Annotated in this window: 17 protein-coding genes; 11 read left to right on the forward strand and 6 right to left on the reverse strand. The window is 59.2% G+C overall.

The genetic code is table 11. The features are described 5' to 3' along the window. The first annotated feature begins 181 nt into the window (after positions 1–181). The gene (locus sS8_RS13705) at positions 182–1015 is read left to right on the forward strand and encodes an IS110 family RNA-guided transposase (RefSeq protein ID WP_119630116.1); all 834 of its coding nucleotides are present in this window, start codon (positions 182–184) and stop codon (positions 1013–1015) included. 234 nt (positions 1016–1249) lie between these two features. Here the strand turns inward: sS8_RS13705 and sS8_RS13710 are convergent, their stop codons facing one another. The 5 genes from sS8_RS13710 to sS8_RS13730 all read right to left on the reverse strand — a co-directional run bounded on the left by sS8_RS13710 (position 1250) and on the right by sS8_RS13730 (position 7492). Further along, positions 1250–2455, reverse strand: coding sequence for a zinc-dependent alcohol dehydrogenase (locus sS8_RS13710; protein ID WP_119632783.1), 1206 nt, complete (start codon positions 2453–2455; stop codon positions 1250–1252). A 624-nt stretch (positions 2456–3079) separates the two neighbouring features. Then, positions 3080–3586: a YchJ family protein gene (locus tag sS8_RS13715; RefSeq protein WP_197716516.1), complete on the reverse strand. Its 507-nt coding sequence runs from the start codon at positions 3584–3586 to the stop codon at positions 3080–3082. Positions 3587–3821: 235 nt separating this feature from the next. Further along, a complete protein-coding gene (locus sS8_RS13720) occupies positions 3822–5054 on the reverse strand; it encodes a hypothetical protein (protein ID WP_232020650.1) in 1233 nt (410 codons plus the stop codon). A 15-nt stretch (positions 5055–5069) separates the two neighbouring features. Beyond that, entirely contained in the window at positions 5070–6047 is a 978-nt protein-coding gene (locus tag sS8_RS13725; RefSeq protein WP_119630118.1) for an alpha-E domain-containing protein, read from the reverse strand. Further along, on the reverse strand, positions 6032–7492 hold the full coding sequence (locus tag sS8_RS13730; protein WP_119630119.1) for a circularly permuted type 2 ATP-grasp protein: 1461 nt from the start codon (positions 7490–7492) through the stop codon (positions 6032–6034). The genes sS8_RS13725 and sS8_RS13730 overlap by 16 nt, the downstream gene beginning before the upstream one ends. A gap of 278 nt (positions 7493–7770) precedes the next feature. On the opposite strand from sS8_RS13730, the gene sS8_RS13735 reads away from it, so the two are divergent. The 9 genes from sS8_RS13735 (at position 7771) to sS8_RS13775 (ending at position 15710) form a co-directional block, all read left to right on the forward strand. Continuing rightward, a complete protein-coding gene (locus sS8_RS13735; protein WP_119630120.1) occupies positions 7771–8556 on the forward strand; it encodes a peptidase in 786 nt (261 codons plus the stop codon). Positions 8557–8866: 310 nt separating this feature from the next. Next, on the forward strand, positions 8867–10075 hold the full coding sequence (locus sS8_RS13740; protein ID WP_197716517.1) for an SAM-dependent methyltransferase: 1209 nt from the start codon (positions 8867–8869) through the stop codon (positions 10073–10075). A gap of 266 nt (positions 10076–10341) precedes the next feature. Further along, entirely contained in the window at positions 10342–11622 is a 1281-nt protein-coding gene (locus sS8_RS13745; RefSeq protein WP_119630121.1) for an NAD(P)/FAD-dependent oxidoreductase, read from the forward strand. A 22-nt stretch (positions 11623–11644) separates the two neighbouring features. Beyond that, complete coding sequence (locus tag sS8_RS13750) at positions 11645–12715, forward strand: chorismate transformation enzyme, FkbO/Hyg5 family (protein WP_119630122.1); 1071 nt, start codon at positions 11645–11647, stop codon at positions 12713–12715. A 51-nt stretch (positions 12716–12766) separates the two neighbouring features. Further along, a complete protein-coding gene (locus sS8_RS13755; RefSeq protein WP_197716518.1) occupies positions 12767–13036 on the forward strand; it encodes a phosphopantetheine-binding protein in 270 nt (89 codons plus the stop codon). 3 nt (positions 13037–13039) lie between these two features. Further along, positions 13040–13678, forward strand: coding sequence for a COG4648 family protein (locus sS8_RS13760; RefSeq protein ID WP_119630124.1), 639 nt, complete (start codon positions 13040–13042; stop codon positions 13676–13678). Positions 13679–13718: 40 nt separating this feature from the next. Further along, the gene (locus tag sS8_RS13765; RefSeq protein WP_119630125.1) at positions 13719–14018 is read left to right on the forward strand and encodes a 3-hydroxyacyl-ACP dehydratase FabZ family protein; all 300 of its coding nucleotides are present in this window, start codon (positions 13719–13721) and stop codon (positions 14016–14018) included. Continuing rightward, positions 14015–14911, forward strand: coding sequence for an LpxL/LpxP family acyltransferase (locus tag sS8_RS13770; protein WP_119630126.1), 897 nt, complete (start codon positions 14015–14017; stop codon positions 14909–14911). The genes sS8_RS13765 and sS8_RS13770 overlap by 4 nt, the downstream gene beginning before the upstream one ends. 607 nt (positions 14912–15518) lie before the next feature. Then, a complete protein-coding gene (locus sS8_RS13775) occupies positions 15519–15710 on the forward strand; it encodes a hypothetical protein (protein WP_119630127.1) in 192 nt (63 codons plus the stop codon). Between the two features lie 218 nt (positions 15711–15928). Here the strand turns inward: sS8_RS13775 and sS8_RS13780 are convergent, their stop codons facing one another. After that, complete coding sequence (locus sS8_RS13780; RefSeq protein ID WP_119630128.1) at positions 15929–16240, reverse strand: hypothetical protein; 312 nt, start codon at positions 16238–16240, stop codon at positions 15929–15931. Positions 16241–16580: 340 nt separating this feature from the next. On the opposite strand from sS8_RS13780, the gene sS8_RS13790 reads away from it, so the two are divergent. Continuing rightward, positions 16581–17237, forward strand: a complete 657-nt coding sequence (locus sS8_RS13790) for a hypothetical protein (RefSeq protein WP_119630130.1) — start codon at positions 16581–16583, stop codon at positions 17235–17237. The last annotated feature ends 324 nt before the right edge of the window (positions 17238–17561 follow it).

A 17561-nucleotide genomic window follows, 5' to 3' on the forward strand; every position in this document is an offset into this window, starting at 1 on the left:
ATCGGGCGCTGCGGTAGGTTTTCGGGATTGCGGCGAAAGCTTGGTCTGTGTCTTGTCGCAGCGAATCCGGAACGGTTATTGCTTCGCCGTCGTACTCGACGACTGTCGCCCATGGGGGGCGCAGAACCTCGACCCAACGCCGGCCGGCGGCCTGCAGCCGCCCTGTTAAGGCGTTCCTGGCCTGGCTGCAAGCCTTCCCAACACCCCCCACGTATGTCTGGAGGCCACCGGCCGCTATGGTGAGGGCTTGGCCCTGTTCCGGGTCGACCACGGCCTCGCCGTCAGCGTGGTCAACCCCGCCCAAATCCACGCCTTCGGCCAAGCCGAACTGAGCCGCACCAAGACCGATAAAAGCGATGCCAAGCGCATCGCCCGCTTCTGTCTCAGCCAACGGCCTCTGCTCTGGCAGCCGCCTCCGCCGGCCGTGCGCCAATTACAAGCGCTGGTCCGTCGGCTCGAGAGCCTCCTCGAGATGCGGCAGATGGAAAAAAACCGCCTGGACGGGGCCGACCCCACCGTACGCCCCTCCATCGACACCGGGCTCGCCACCCTCGACGCCGAGATCGCCGCGACCCAAAAGCGCATCCGGGAGCACATCGACCATGATCCGGACCTCCGCCAACGGCGTGACCTGCTCTACACCATTCCCGGCTTGGGCAATGCCACGATCCCGGTGCTGCTGGCCACCCTGGGCGAAGTTCACCGCTTCGAAAACGCGCGCAGCGTCGCCGCCTTTGCCGGCCTCTCGCCCAAAGAACACCAGTCCGGAAAATGGAAAGGCCACACCCGCCTGTCCAAGACCGGCGATGCCTTGCTCCGCAAGGCCCTTTACCTGCCGGCCATCGTCGCCTGGCGCCATAACCCACTGATCCGCGCCTTCTGCGAGCGCCTTAAAGCCCAAGGCAAGAAAGGCAAACTCATCGTGGGCGCCGCCATGCGCAAGCGCCTCGTCCTGGCCTATGGCGTCCTTAAGTCCGGCCGACCGTTCGATCCCAATTATGCGCTTGCATCGTGATCGCCAAGACGGTATCTACAACCGAGCCCCCGTAGCGCGTAGCCCGCATGCAGCATAGCGGAATGCGGGGAAACCCAGGCCCGCCGCGCTCCCGGATTTCGCGTTCGCTCCATCCGGGCTACGGGGATTCGCAACACGTATACAGCGAAGCGGAATACGGGAATTCCGCCGCTCCGATCAAGGCGAGGCCGGCTTAAAGCGAGACACGGCATCCGCGAAATTCGACTCTAAACCTCAAACCAATTCGACCTTCAGCCACCCCGGACGATGCTCGTCGAAGGCCCGGTAGGCTTCGATAACCGAAGTCAAAGGTTCGGTCTGAGTCAGGATCTCGGTCGGATCGATGACTCCGCTTCGCACCAGGTCGATCAGCATGGGGATGTACTGGCGATGATTGCAGTTCCCCATTTTCAGGGTGAGATTCTTGTTCATCGCCATGCCGATAGGGAAAAAGCGATCGGACGGCGGGTAAACGCCGATGATCGACAAGGTTCCGGCCTTGGCCAAAGCCTGGACGGCCCAGGTCAAAACCAGGGACGGGCTATCGCCGTGATGCCAGCGGGCTCCGGACTGCTGGGCTTCCGGCGCGATTTCGCTCAGTTCCTGGTCAAACTGGACTTTTTGCTCATCGGCTTTTTGCGCAGCCGGCCCATGATGGGGACGCTCCGCATCCACGCCCACCGCATCGATGGCGCGGTCCACGCCGATCCCGCCGGTCAGATCGCGGATCGCCTGCACCGGATCTTCGAGATCGAAATTGATGACCTCCGCGCCCTGGTTGCGCGCCATCTCCAGACGCGAGGGTTCGTTGTCCACGGCCAATACCCGGCCGGCGCCGTGCACCTTGGCGCAGGTGATAGAAAACTGTCCGACCGGACCGCAGCCGAAGACGGCCACCGTGTCGCCGGACTTGATCTCCGCGAGATCCGCGCCGAAATAAGCCGTCGGCAGGATGTCCGAGATGACTATGGCCTCGTCGTCGGTAATGTCGTCCGGCAGCTTGACCAGCCCGACATTGGCGAAGGGAATACGCGCTTTTTCCGCCTGCAGTCCATTCAGGGCTCCAGTCATCGCGGGGCCTCCGAAGAATGTCGTCCCGCCGAGAATGCCGTTGGGGTTGGCATTGTCGCATTGCGCGTAGTAGCCCGCCCGGCAATATGAACAGTAGCCGCAGGCGACGGTCGATGGCACCACCACCCGATCGCCTTCCTTGAGATTCCGGACGTTCGATCCCAGCGATTCGACCACGCCGACGGCCTCATGCCCCAAAACGGTGCCGGGCTTCAATCCGCCCAAGGTCCCGCGCACCATGTGCAGATCCGTCCCGCAAATCGCGCTGGCGGTGATCCGCAAGATCGCGTCCGTCGGTTCTTCGATGCGAGGCTCGGCGATATCTTCCAGACGAATGTCGCCGACTCCGTGAAAAACGACTCCCTTCATTTTTGCCTCCGGTTTCCATCTGGTGGGTTCAGGGCACCGCAACAAATCCCGGCGCCCGATCGAAATTCTTCTCCTGGCCTAAATGCCCATCTTCCGCACCGAATACCCGGGCGTCGATTTTGGATTGGATGCCGGGGCTTTGCCGCAGTTCCCGCAAACGGGAGTCTCGCACGAACGAACGCTGTCTGAACCCCGAACCGAAGTCAAGCCGTCAGCGTAGTCGTCGGCAAGGGATTGCCGACCTGCGAAGGCTAGGCTCGGAACAAGCTCCGTTCGCGATCGATGCGGTCTTGGCAAAAAATTGAGGTGTCGCCATTCCCGGCGGCACCTAGCTCAGAGGGGGAGGGAGGAGAGAGCATAAGAAAAAGATATTGGTGCGGTCCGATGAGTGAATATTAATGTATGGCCTCCTGCCACTCACTCACCGGCCGCCGATTGTGAAAATGCAATTCGTATGCCACCGACAGCCACGATCAGCTCGGTGCTTGCCGAAATGCCCGTGGACAAAGGGTGTGAGAGCGATCACAAAATTGATGGAAATATCGTAGCCGTCACTTTCGCCCCCAAGCAGGGTCGAAAATGCGCTCCGTTTGGAAACGCAGCGTCGCCCCGGCACGACGGGAATTAATCCCTACGCGACCTTCTGGCCGAGCCGCCACAGCATTTCTTATACTTCTTGCCGCTGCCGCAAGGACACGGGGCATTGCGGAGAACCTCGCCCTTGTGGGCGATTTTGCCGTGATATTGGATGATGCCGTCCAGATAAACCCATCGCCCTTCCACCCGATGAAACCGGCTGACTTCATGTAACAAATAAGTGTCGTCTCCCAGCTCGAACCGGGCTTTGAACTCAACGACTCCGCGCTCGTCGTTTTCGCCGCCACCTATAGCTCCGACAATATCTAGACGGGACCAGGTGCGGGTGTCGCCTTCAAAATCCCAAGCTGCCGGCCGTTTGCCGGGGTCCCAGCTGTCCCTGAGATATTCGGCGTCGCGCAGCTGGAACGCAGTGTAACGCGAGCGCATCAGGGCTTCCGCCGTGGGCGGGTGTGTGTTTCCCGCCAGATAAGGGCCACAGCAGGCTTCGAATGGCTTTTCCGAGCCACAAGGGCAGTTCGTAGCTATGTTCACGGGGTTTTGCAAAGTGAGGGTTGATCGGCTGAAGCTCGACTGACGGCGGGCCGAGATTCGTTTCGGCTCGAATCGTCGAGCGCCGATTTTAACACGGGGACCGAGTGAAGACCTGTTCCCCCGCGGACGCGATAGGCAGCCGGCTCGGCAGAAAGTTACCGCTCTGTAACGCGAATAGCGGAAGGCCTGCTCGAATCACACGCCTGGCCGCGAAATCGGCCGCATGCCCGTACCGTTATGCGGCGACCTCCGCCTCTAAAGCGCGGAGATTTTCTTCCACGCCGGCGGCCTGGGTCAGCTCGGCCACGTTTTCCTTGGTGAAAAACCCCTGGAAGTCGCCGAAGCGCTGGACGTATTCCACGATCAGGGAGGAATATTCCGAGGCGCTGGAAAAGACCTGCTTGAGGCCATCTTCCTTGGAGCCGATGACATCGAGCAGGAATTCCTTGCCGCAATCCCGCAGCGTGCCGACCACGTAATCGATATTGGCCTTGCCTTCGGTCTCGCCGTCCCGGACCGCTACCGCGAGATGATGCAGCCTTGGACCGTAGTTGCGGACGAACGCTTCGGTCGGCGACGGCAGCTTGAGCAAATGGTTGACGAAATAGGGATGGTTCGCGGCGGTGAACACCTTGGCGGGACATTCCAGTTCATTCGGGTGATGCACGCTCTTGGTGACGTTGGTCGAAGAATTCTGGGAAACGATGTCGTAGGACCCCCAGTAGTAATAACTGGTCAACGTCAGCCATTCGAGAATGGCCGCCTCCCGGTTCTGGCTATAGATGCGGGTGGCGAGATGGTCGATGGGCAGAAGCAGCGCTTCCAGCCCGAGCTCGGCCTGAGCGTCCTTTGCCTCCAGGTAAGCCCGCCGCACGTCTTCGCGAACGGCGCTTCGCGTCGGCGCGTAATCGCGGGGCTCGCCTTCCGGCCGCTCCCAATAGCCGACGATATTGTGGGTGTAGGGCGAAGGCTTGACGATCGCCATGGCGTCCGGCATTTCCAGCTTGCGGATCTGGTCCCGGTTGAAAAAGCGCACGTCCCGCGACTTCTGCAACTCCACTACCTGGCCTAGGTCGGAAACCCGAAACGCTTCGCCCATGTAGCGCGCGTTCGGCTTGTGCGCGCCGATCGGATACAGTTCGTTGAGGCTGCGGAAGATGCTGCGGGTGTTGGGATCCTTGACTTCGCGGACCAGAACGTCGGGAGCGTTCATGTCGATGCGCAGTACGTGGGTGGAGTGGCGTTCCGACTCGATCGTCGCCAGATAGTGGTAAGGCGTCATCAGGCACAGCTCGCCCACGTAGGGAACGGAGTGTCCGGGCTCGACCGCGATCATCAGGGCGTCGATCTGACGGATCAGCTCGGTGAGCCCTACCTGATCGCGCTGTTCCAAGAGTTTGGCCAAGAACTCCTCGAAAAACGGCGAGTTCTGCTTGTCGCCATAACGGGGGAAATCCAGAGAAGACATCACGGTCGCAACTCCCTATTCATTGACTACCCGTACCGGCGGAGTAGCCTCTTTCTGTCGCATGTAGAAATAGAAATACTGGTTGGACACCGCGACATGAATGGCGCCCAAGTCGGCTTGAACCTGATCCAGGTACTCGTGCAGCACGGCCGACGCCAAACCTTCCCAGCGCAGCCCCTTGAGTCGCCGCCAAGCCCGGCGAGTGACTTTCATGACCTCGGTGTTATTCGGCAGCGTGGCCAGACACTCCTCGATTTCCGAGAGGCAGTGGCAGACGGTGCGCGGAAAATGCTGATCGAGCAGCAAATAGTTCAGCACCGCATGGCCGGAAACGTGCACGTCGACGTGGCGGCGATACATCTGGTAAGCGCTCAGGGCCTCGAGCACGCTCATCCACAGCCGCTCCTGCAAGGGCTCCAGCGAACTGCCCTTGCGCGGAAGCAGCACGGCCGCGTTGATGTCCACGATGCGCGTGGTCATGTCGGCGCGCTCGATGTTTCTGCCCAGCCGGATGAATTCGTATACCAGGTCGTGGCTCATGCAGCTGATCAGCAGCCCGGCCAGCGACTGGTTGCGTTCGACGATCTGATTGAGAACTTCGTAGCGCTGGGCCCGGTTCTGCGCCGCCCTCGAGGCCAGGCCCTGGACATAGAGATGAAGCCCGTTCACCCGCTCCCAGAACTCCTTGGGAAGAATTTCCCGGAAGGTGCGGCTGTTTTCGCGGGCGCGGCGGATGCAGGATACGATGGCGCTGGGGTTGCGCTCGTCCTGGATCAGGAAGTGCAGGATATTGGATTCGTTCGCCTCTCGGTAATGCTCTTCGAAGAATTCGTCCAGGCCGACCAGCTTGAGCAGGATGTCCCAGCCGAACGAGGCGTCCCTGGGCAAATCCAGCAGCACGTCGGTCGTGGTATTGATCAGGCGCGCGGTGTTCTCGGCCCGCTCCAGGTAACGGGCCATCCAGTACAGGTTCTCGGCTACGCGGGATAGCATGAGTCCTCCGTGTCGACGATCCAGGTATCTTTACTGCCGCCGCCCTGGGACGAGTTCACCACCAGGGAACCCGCTTTCAGCGCGACTCGCGTGAGTCCGCCGGTGGTGGCGTGAAGCCGGCTGGATTGCAGGACGAAAGGCCGAAGATCCAGATGGCGCGGCGCGAGGCAGTCTCCGGTCAAGGTCGGCGCAGTGGAAATACTCAGCGTCGGCTGCGCCATGTAGTTGCGCGGATTGGCGCGGATCAGATCGGCGAATGCCGCGCGCTCCTCGGGGCTCGCCCTGGGCCCTATGATCATGCCGTAGCCGCCCGATTCGTTGGCCGGCTTGACCACCAGCTTGTCCAGATTGGCCAGCACGTAGCCCCGTTCCTTTTCCGCCATGCACAAATAGCTCGGCACGTTCGGAATGATCGGGTCCTGGTCGAGGTAATAGCGAATGATTTTGGGTACGTAGGCATATACGACCTTGTCGTCCGCCACACCGGAGCCGGGTGCATTGGCAATGCCGACCTTGCCGTTGCGCCAGGCGCGCATGAGCCCCGGAACGCCCAGCGCCGAGTCGGGCCGGAACACCTCCGGATCCAGGAAATCGTCGTCGATACGGCGGTAGATCACGTCGACCCGCCGGGGCCCGGAGACCGTCTTCATGTAGACCCTGTCGTCCGCATCGACCATCAGATCCGAACCTTCCACCAGAAAGGCGCCCATCCGCTGGGCCAGATAACTATGTTCGAAATAGGCCGAGTTATAGATTCCGGGGGTCAGCACGGCCACCACCGGGCGCTCGTCGTCCCGCGGCGATAGCGCCGCCAGCGTGTCGTAAAGCTGAACCGGATAGTCATCGACCGGCAGCACATTGCAAACCTCGAAGACCTCGGGAAACAGGCGCTTCGTCAATTGTCGGTTTTCCAACATATAGGAAACACCGGACGGCACCCGGAGATTGTCCTCCAGCACGTACACCGTACCGTCCTTGTCGCGCACCAAATCGGTGCCCGAAATATGGGCCCACACGCCGAAACGGGGCGTAATGCCTACACACTGCTGCCGGAAATTGCGCGAACCGGCGATCACTTCGAGCGGAAAGACGCCGTCCTTGACGATGCGCTGCTCGTTATAGAGATCGTTGATGAACAGATTCAGGGCCGTGAGGCGCTGCTTCAGTCCTTCCTCGATGCGCATCCACTCGGTTTTCGCCATGACCCGGGGAATGATGTCGAAAGGCCAGGCGCGGTCGATGTTCCCGGCTTCGCTGTATACGGTGAAAGTGATGCCCATGGTCATGATGGCCGCATCCACCGACTGCCGGCGAGCCTCCAGTTCGCCCGGCTGAAGTGTGTTCAGATAATGAAACAGGGCTCGTGCGGCGCAGCGCGGTTGGCCGCCCGGTTCCAGGAGTTCGTCGTAAGCTTCGCTGACGCTGTATTCGTGGGAAATGTTCATAATCGAACAACAATGGTGACGGTACCGAAAAAGCATCGTCCGTGCCAATAGTGAGCAGTGCCTTGCAAGCGGCGCCGCGCAGACAGCGGTCCCGCCATCTTTGTCGATATTCCGACAAATCCGATCAGGTGCACGGATGCGTATGTTTCGCTCCGTCACGGTGCAAACCGTAAGACCTCGAGACGCGCGACCGCTCGAGTACTAAATGATTTCATCCTGAAACGTCTGACGATAGAATCGATCGAATATCCATAACCCGAGTCCATCCTGACATCGCCATGACCTATTGCCTTTCGATCAATGTGGAACGCGGGCTGGTGTTCTGCTCCGATTCCCGCACCAATGCCGGAATGGACAGCATCGGCACCTATTCGAAAATGCACACATTCGCGTGGGGGGGCGAGAGGGTATTCGTTTTGCTGTCCGCCGGCAATCTTGCCACCACCCAGGCCGTGGTGAAAAAGATGTACCGCGACGTCGAGCAGGCGCTGGTACCGAATCTGATCACGGCGACCAGCATGAGCGAAGCCGCGGATTACATCGGCATGATCAGTACCCAGTTGCAGCGCCAGCAGGCCAGCCGCGACACCGCCAATACTAACTTCGAGGCCACTTTCATCTTCGGCGGCCAGATGGGCGACAGCCCGCCCGAGACTTTCATGATATACCCGCAGGGGAATTACATTCACGAATCGGGAGAGCATCCGTTCCTGCAGATCGGCGAAACCAAGTACGGCAAACCCATTCTGGACCGCATCATTAAGCGGGACATCGACCTGGAGCGGGCCGCCCGCTGCGCACTGGTCTCCATGAATTCCACCATCCGCAGCAATGTGACCGTCGGCCCCCCTGTGGAGCTATTGATCTACGAGCGGGACAGCCTGACCGAAGGCCGCCGCCTGTTCCTCACCGAGGACGATCCTTTCGCCAAGCTGATTTCCGAAAAATGGAACGAGAGCTTGATACTCGCCCTGGAAAATCTGCCGAAGTTCCCCTGGGAAGACGCCGAAGCGGAAACGTCCGAATTCAAGCTCGCCCTGCTCAGGCAGAAACACGATCTTTAAGAAAGCTCTGAACAAGCCCTTCCCTTCTGGAAGAGGCTTGAGTGAGGGCCTGTTGGATCAATCAGTTGCGCAGGATGCTTCTCCGAATTGGAGATTTAATCAGAGCTTCCTTAAGAAAACATCGGCTTTTACCCGGCGAAGCTGTTTTAGGTGTTCGGAAGAACGCTCTCGCCTTCCGTGCCGGTGCCGCCGCGTTCTGCATTCCCGGCGCAGTATCCCGAATTTCTGCTCGAATCCGTTCGAAGGGAGTGAGGTTATAACACTAATCGGTTAGGCTTTTGGTACCTCGGTGAACAAGGAGTGAAATCCGATGGCACTGGAAAAGATGCTGCATCAGACCGTAACCGGACTGTTGAGCCGGCGGATTCGGGAAGGCTCCCTCCACCTTCATGTGACCGGCGGCCCGAGCCGCCGCTTCGGGGACGGGCAACCGGAGGCACACTGGCATGTCCGGGATTCTTCGACTCTGCGCCGCCTCTTGTGGGATCCGGAGCTTCAGCTCGGCGAAACCTACCTCGAAGGCGGTTGGAACGCGGGATCGCCCGAGGCGCTGCCGGCGTTTCTGGAAGTCATGATGAGGAATTTCTCGGAACCCGGCCCCGCCCCCTATCTCCATGTACGCCGATGGTTGCACGCCGTGGTCCGCACCGGTAACGCCATCGCCCGCAGTTACCGAAACGTAAACCATCATTACGATCTCGACGAATGGCTGTTCCGGCGTTTCTTGGACGAACGCCTGTTTTATTCCTGCGCGTATTTCGAATACCCCGAGCAGACTCTGGAGGAGGCCCAGCTCGCCAAATGCCGGCTGATCGCCCAAAAGCTGCGCCTGCGGCCCGGACTGCGCGTCCTCGATATCGGCAGCGGCTGGGGCGGCCTGGCGGTTTACCTGGCCCGGGAGTTCGGCGCCGATGTGACCGGCCTGACCCTTTCCAAGGAACAGCTCCGCGTGTCCCGGGCCGAGGCCGAGCGCCTGGGCCTACAAGACCGGGTTCGTTTTCAGCTTCGGGATTACCGGATGCATAGCGGGGAATATGACCGTATCGTCAGTGTCGGGATGTTCGAACATGTCGGCGTCCGCCACTACCCGGATTTCTTCCGGCAAATGGCGAAACTGCTGAAACCCGACGGCATCGCGCTGCTGCACACCATAGGCGTGACCAAAAATGACGGTCCGCCCAATCCCTGGATGACCCGCCATATTTTTCCGGGCAGTTACATCCCGCTGCTTTCCGACCTGTCGCCGCCGATGCAGTGTTCCGGCCTGATGCTGACCGATCTGGAGGTGCTGAGGCTGCACTATGCCTATACCCTTCGCGAATGGTTTCGGCGATTTCAGAACTATAGAGCCGAGGTGGTGGAGCGCATGGGAGAACGTTTCGCCCGCATGTGGGAATTCTATCTTGCGATATGCGAAGGGTCCTTCCGCTGGCGCGACATGGTGGTTTTTCAGCTCCAACTGGCGAAACGCCATGAAGCGGTGCCGATCACCCGGAGTTACCTCATGCCGGATCTTTGAACCCGGAGCGTTTTCATCTCGCTCATCGGGCATAACGAGTTGGACGGAAGTTCTTGGCGCCGTCGGCACGAGTGATCGAATCAGGCATTGGTTGGTCGGCAATCCCTTGCCGACGAACCCCTTGGCCCGACAGCTCAATGATCCGTTCCCGCTCTCGCTTTGGGCCGGAAATATCGTCTTGTCGCCCGCAACTCGGCTTGGCAGCACGAATCTTGCCGATTATCCTTAACGCCTCCGGGAGCGGACATTTACACAAGAATTCTGATATGAGCGAATCATGCGACGTGCTGGTCATCGGGGGCGGACCTGCGGGATCCTCGATTGCGGCAATGCTGGCGGAGAAAGATTGGCACGTGGTCCTGCTCGAAAAGGACCGGCATCCGCGGTTTCACATCGGCGAATCGCTGCTGCCGCTCAGCCTTCCCTACCTGGAACGCCTGGGCGTATTGGAAGAAGTCGAGAAAATCGGACTTCGCAAATACGCCGCCGAATTCGATTCCATTTACCACGGCACGTGTTCCAGCTTCCCATTCGCCGAGGCGCTCGACAAGTCTCATCCCTACGCCTTCGAAGTCAAGCGCGCCGAGTTCGATCATATCCTCCTGCAAAATGCCGCCGCCAAGGGCGCGGAAGTGCATGAAGGCTGCCGCGTGACCGCGGTGGAACTCGACGGCGATAGAGCGGAACGCGTGAGTGCGACCGACGAACACGGTAAGGAGCATGTCTGGCAGCCGCGTTTCCTGGTCGATGCTTCGGGCCGCGATACCTTCCTGGCCGACCGGCTCGGCACCAAGGAACGCAACAAGAAACACAGCAGCGCGGCGATTTTCGGCCATTTCGAGGGGGCCGAACGGAGAACCGGCCAGGCCGAAGGCAACATCAGCATCTACTGGTTCGATCACGGCTGGTTCTGGATGATTCCGCTCAAGGGCGATCTGATGAGCGTGGGCGCCGTCTGCTGGCCATATTATCTGAAAAGCCGCAAGACACCGGTCGAACAATTCTTGTTCGACACTATCGCTTTATGTCCTCCGGTGCAAGGCCGGCTGAAAAACGCCCGACTGGTGTCGCCGGTAACCGCAACCGGAAACTATTCGTATACATCCAAAAAATTGAGGGGCAAGAATTACTTGCTGGTCGGCGATGCTTTCGCCTTCATCGATCCGGTGTTCTCCAGCGGCGTTCATTTCGCCTTATACGGTGCCCTGTCGGGCGCGGAAACGGTGGACGGCATCCTACGCGAGCCGGAATCCGCGGACAAGCGCCTCAAACGCTACGAAAAATCTGTGCGCCGCGGCCTGAAGACGTTTTCCTGGTTCATTTACCGTGTTACCACGCCGTCCATGCGGGACTTGATCATCCATCCCCACAACCGATGGCGGATCAAGGAAGGCGTCATCTCGCTGCTCGCCGGCGATCTGTTCCGGAACACCCCGGTCGCATCCAAGCTCTTGATGTTCAAGATCATCTATTATTTGAAAAGTCTGTTCGACCCGGTCAATAACTACGCGGCACATAAACGCAGACGCCAGAACATCGCCTCCTGAAGTTCGTTCCGAAAACCGCGATATGAATGCGCCAGTCCGAAAAGGCTGTATCGATTTGAACCCGAGCGTTCCGCACCCGCGTTTCGCCGAGTTCGACTCGCCCATTTACCTCAGACTGTTGCCGGCCGAGGCCGCGAACCGGCTGACCAACACGGACCAGGCCTCGGTGCTCGGCGTCATCGGCTTCGACGGCTTTCCGGAAGCCGTTTCCGAAGCGCCGTACCCGGTTCTGACCGTGCCCATGCGCCACCTGGACGAACCAAGACTGTGCGAGGTTTGGCTGAGTCCGCGGCCGGCAAGCTACGGAGAACATCGGGGCATCCGTTACGCCTGCAACGAGGACATCCTGTTCGGCAGCCTCTATTTGCCCGGCGATCGGCAGGAGTCCGTGGAAACCCGAACCTGCCGCGCCTACCGCGCGATACTGGATCTGACCCGCGCCTCCGGCTACACCCGCCTAATCCGCGTGTGGAATTATCTGCCCCGTATCAACGGCGAAGATAAAGGCCTCGAAAACTATCAGCGCTTTTGCTTGGGCCGGTATCAAGCCTTCACCGAAGCCGCCTACGTGTTCGACCAGGACTTGCCCGCCGCCAGCGCGATCGGCGCCGGAACCGAGGGGCTGCGGATTTATTTCATCGCCGCGCGCACCCCGGGACGGCAGATCGAGAACCCGCGCCAGGTGAGCGCCTATCGTTATCCGTTACAATACGGGCCGCGCAGCCCTTCGTTTTCGCGTGCCACGCTGACGGAATTCGGTGGCGAACGGCAGCTTTATCTGTCGGGGACAGCGAGCATCTTCGGGCACGAAACCGTTCATCGCGAAGACGCGGCCGGGCAATTACGGGAAACCCTGATCAACATTCGAGCCGTGCTGAACGAACTGGACCGTCCCCGAATCGTACTTGGCGGATTGGGGCCGGATTCCATGTTGAAGGTTTACATACGCCATCGCGAACACGTGGGAATGGCGAGAAAACTGCTGGCCGAAACCGTGCATCCTTCGTGTCCGGTCATGTTTCTCCAGGGGGATATTTGCCGCAAAGACCTTTTGCTCGAGATCGAAGGCGTGATTCGCCCGCCCCGTTCGTAATCCCGGCCACGCGCGGCTTTTATGATCCAACTGACTGAATTTGAATAGCTTATGACTACGCAACTGAGCCCGATGGAATTGGAAGCGGCGCGGATGATCGTCGACTCATTGAACCTCGAAGCCGTTCCCGAACAGATCGATCCGGAAAAACCGCTGTACCGCGAGGGCTTGGGTCTCGATTCCATAGACCTGCTGGAACTTTCCCTGGTCATCGCCAAGAAATACGGATTTCAGATCAAATCGGACGACCCGGACGTGACCAATATTTTTTCTTCGCTCAGAACGTTGGCCGGCACCATCGAAAAGCGGCGCACCAAATAGGACATGGGGATCAGACCGGCTTTAACCCTGTGCCTGGCGGCGCTGTTTCCGGTTTTTTCCTATGCCGCCATTCGCTCGGACCTATCGCCGACCTGGCTCGGGCTCGTCGACTTCCTGCTGTTTGCGGCCATTCTGATCGCAGCCCGCTTATCGGACGGCCGCCCCCGGACGCTCCGCCGAGTCTGGCCTCTGGCCGCGGGATTCGGCCTCTGCGCGCCTCTCTTTTTTCTTAAGCCGGACACGATGATTTATTTTTCGCCCGTCGGCATAAGCCTGCTGCTCGCAAGCCTTTTCCTGACCACGCTGACATCCGGACAGGAACCCCTGATTACTCGCTTCGCGCGGCTGGAGCGGCGGGGCGTGCTGCCCGACGATTTACGGATTTACACGCGCAGGCTCACCTGGGCCTGGACCGTGTTTTTCTGCCTGCTCGTCCTGGAATCGGCGCTGCTCGCGGCACTCGCTCCCATGGAAACCTTTCTCCTGTTCACCAATACCGTGAATTATGCTTTCGTCGGCGCTTTTTTCCTCATCGAGTACATTTACCGGCTTATCCGCTATCGTCATCACAGCCATCCGTCCATCCTCCACTTGATCGCAACCGTCGCCCGTTCGGGCCTGATTGCGGCTGCCAAGAACTAGACCCGCTCCCGCCCGACAACTTTCAACGACACCGACGCCCATGGAGGCTCACTTTACCGTTTCACCCGAGCACCCTGCCCTCCCCGGCCATTTTCCGGGTAATCCGGTCGTACCCGGCGTAGTGATCCTGGACGAGATCGTCCGTCTGTGGCTCGAAGCCCATCCGGACGTCCGCCTCGCCGGCATTCCCGCCGCCAAATTTCTGTCGGTGCTCCGTCCCGGAGAGACGTGCCGGTTACGATTCGATGCCACGGGAGAAAACTCGGTGAAATTCGAGTGCTTCTCCGGCGACCGGCGCATCGCCCAGGGACGCCTGCTGTTCAACCTCATCGCATCATGAGTCGAAGCTGGATTACCCAAAGAGAACGCAGCACCGGTTTCTGGCTGCGAACCATAGTCTGGATCGCCTTGCGGCTCGGGCGGCCCATCGCTCGCGCCCTGCTCTATCCGATCACGGCTTATTTTTTCATTTTCGCCGACCGTTCGCGCCGAGCCTCGGCCGCCTATCTCAGGCGCATCCTGGGCCGGGCGCCATCGCCGCGGGAACTGTTCCGCCACTATCACACCTTCGCCGAAGCCCTGCTCGATCGGGTTTTCGTATTCGCCGAACGCGACGAATTCTTTCGAATCCGGATACACGGCTTCGATCTGCTGGAGCGATTGATTGCCGACAAACGAGGATTCCTCCTGGTCGGCGCCCACGTCGGCAGCTTCGAGATTCTTCGCGGCCTCGGCCTCAGGCACAAGGGACTTTCGGTCAAGGCGCTGGTCTATGGCGAGAATTCGCCCAAGATCAACGCCATTTTCAGGACGCTGAACCCGGCTCTGTTCAAGGACATCGTCCCCGTAGGCACTCCGAACGCCCTCCTCGGTCTTGACGAGCACATCTCCCTGGGCGGCGTTGTCGCCCTGCTGGGCGACCGCAGCGTACACGGCGAAAAGCGCGTGCTGTGCCGGTTTCTGGGCGAACAAGCCTGGTTCCCCGCGGCACCGGTACTGCTGGCGAATTTGTTCAAGGTTCCGATCGTTCTGTTCTTCTGCCTGCACAAAGGCGATGCCCGCTACGAGGTGCATTTCGAGCTGCTCGCCGAGCGCGTTGAATGCCCGCGGAAAGACCGCGACGAAATCATCCGGAAGCACATGCAGGCGTACGCCGACCGGCTGGAACATTACTGCCGCCGGGCGCCTTACAACTGGTTCAATTTTTACGACTTTTGGGACAAGAGCGGGTAGGACGGACCAAGCGCGCCCGGTCCCGGGGCGGCGGCTGTCCGTAGGCTGCGGTGAGGCACGAACCGCACCGCAGCGCCACCGAACGATGCCTGTCCTGAGCAGCGTCGAAGGGCTTTGACGCCGACGGCGATAGCCTCTATGGCTTAAAGCGTTTCTCTCGCGCGTACGGGAGAACAGGTTTGGCGGAAGTCGTTGGCTCCTTGGCGACTGCTTCTACTTGCTACCGAAAATCCCGGACTTTGAATTGGCGCGAATACCCTTCGGACTGCAACGATTTGGAGCAACCCGTAAACAAATTGTTCACTTCCATGATCCACAAGGCCGTCGTTCGAGGCGGCGCGCCATGTAGCGTTTTTTCGACTCATTTTCACCGCGTCATACCCCATTGACTGAAGCAATCCGGCTTGGACATACTCAGCGCCCGCGACTGCTGAATGCCTCCCTGTCCCCTGGGGGGCGCGTCTGACTTTTCCTACCGCGTGCATATCACGTAAAGGTCGTCCGCCTACCCCCTGGCGGGCATGCCGCTCGCGGCGCTCGTTCAGCAGCCGGCACCAATCAAATCATTTTTGTTTCTATTCGTTTTATATCTAGAAGGTCGAGTGAAATGGCAGATTATACGGTTACGATCGAACAGGTTTCCGACGGCAAATGGGCTTGTTTTCTTCATCTTCAGGGACATGACCAGCCTATCCATCTGGGCAAGGAGTTCAAGAGCGAGGAACGGGCCGAAAATTGGCTAAACGTTTCCGAAGCCGAAACCGCTATCGAAATGATGATTAGACAACACAAGAAATAAGCCTTGTCGGCACTCGCGTCTTCTCCGGTAGGCGGACGGGCTCCAATCGGCATCTCCAACCATGTGAGCGTACAATGGATTGAACGAAGTCCTTTCGGGGAGCGCTTCATATCACCCGGCAGGCTATGCCTGCCGGGCACTCTTCGGCAGGCGGCTTCCCTCCCCCGTCTTGTGCAGCGAATGAGGAATTTTCTGCCGCCCCGGACGCGGCCGCTTTCCTACCAAGGCTTTCCGCCCATGGTTTTGCGCAAGTGTACGTAGTCGTAAAGATCACTGAGCATGAAATGGCGATTTTGCGGATCACGCATGTGGGCAACCGTCGCTTTGTCGCCCGCCAGATAACGCGAGGCCGTGATACGGAACTCCTGAGGCATGCTGAGATTGAATTCGGAAGGCTTCACCAGCAAGCCGCAAATCCTTTCGAATAGCAAGCGATAACGCTCATCTTCCGGTTCCAGATACGCCGGACCGAAGTCTTTACCGTAGTGCGCGAAAAGCGACATGTAATCATCCGCGTCGGGTTTGTTCATGAGAGGTCAACTCGAGAAAGCGATCGGCGTCGGGGCAAGCTACCAGGAACTTGGGTATGCGCCGAACGAGGTACATGTTTCCGCGCTCGAACCCGAGCACGGCCAAATTCATTTCGTATGCGACGAAAAATACAGGTGTTCGGCTTCCACGACCATTGGCTCTAATCGAAACCTTTCGTTTACGGCCGACGGCTTTTTTCGAAATCACGAAAGTGGTAAACAGCCGTAACCATGGGAAAAGCGTAACGTGAATCCCGGGGTTTGAGGCCGCGGATTGCCGAGTCTCGTTCCGCATTTTGTCTATCTTCAGTCCGAATAACGCAGGCTAGCGAGGCACACAATGAAAGTCTTTCAGCCGAACTTGCTTCTTTATGCGCTATTGATTTGCACCGGACTCATCACGGCCTGCTCCAGCCCGGGTTACAACGACAATCCATCGCAGCAGATCACGAACACCCGGCTCGGCTGCCCGGCTGCCACGGACTTTTTCGCCGTCTATTTCAGCATGCATCTCCAGCCGTCCGACGAAAACCAGGAGACAAGGATTACCAAAGACCTCTTCCGCTCGTATTGCGAAGAGATTCCGGCCCCCGGCAAGGTATTTTTTACAGCCGATCTGGCGGGTATCGAGCTCAGGAGCGTACCCATCGGAATCCGGATCGTCGAACAAGCGTTTGCGGACGGCGACGAAAGCAATGCCGAAAATTTCGGGGATCTACGCACGGTTTCGGAGATTGATGCAAAACTCCATCCCAAAGGTGTCATCGAATCGCATTTCGAAATCGATAAGAAAGGGCATTACGCTATTTACCTGATCAAAACAGGAGAAGACGGCGTTTCGGTTCGAGAGCAACTGCGGATCCCGTTCAAGGTCGGCGGCGACTCCGCCGTAAAACGCTTTGCGGCTCGTATCGTAACCGTGTTCGGTATCGCCGCGGGTCTCACGCTCATCGGCTTCGTGAGCATGCGATACGGACGAAGACGCAAGGGTCTTTAGAAAGCTTAGCGTCCTTGCTCGGCACCGACGATTCCGGGTTTGGAGCATTTTCATATCTACCCTACGGGAACTCGCGAGCAGGTCGGAAAGCCTTTGCCGACGCCGCCGTTGGGCCACCCGGTCCGTCGGCAAAGGATTGCCGACCTACGAAAGCTAATTCCTTCGCCATTCGAGTGAACATGAATCGGATGGGTAGAGCGAAGCGAAACCCATCAATGGCGGGTTAGCCGTTCGACAGGCTCTGCGTAAGCCGCCGATTCGCGGTTGCTCGGCGGGTTACGGCCTGGCGGCCTAACCCGCCCTACAAAAATGAATGCTTTATTG

This window comes from Methylocaldum marinum (assembly GCF_003584645.1).
In the GTDB taxonomy this organism is placed as follows: domain Bacteria; phylum Pseudomonadota; class Gammaproteobacteria; order Methylococcales; family Methylococcaceae; genus Methylocaldum; species Methylocaldum marinum.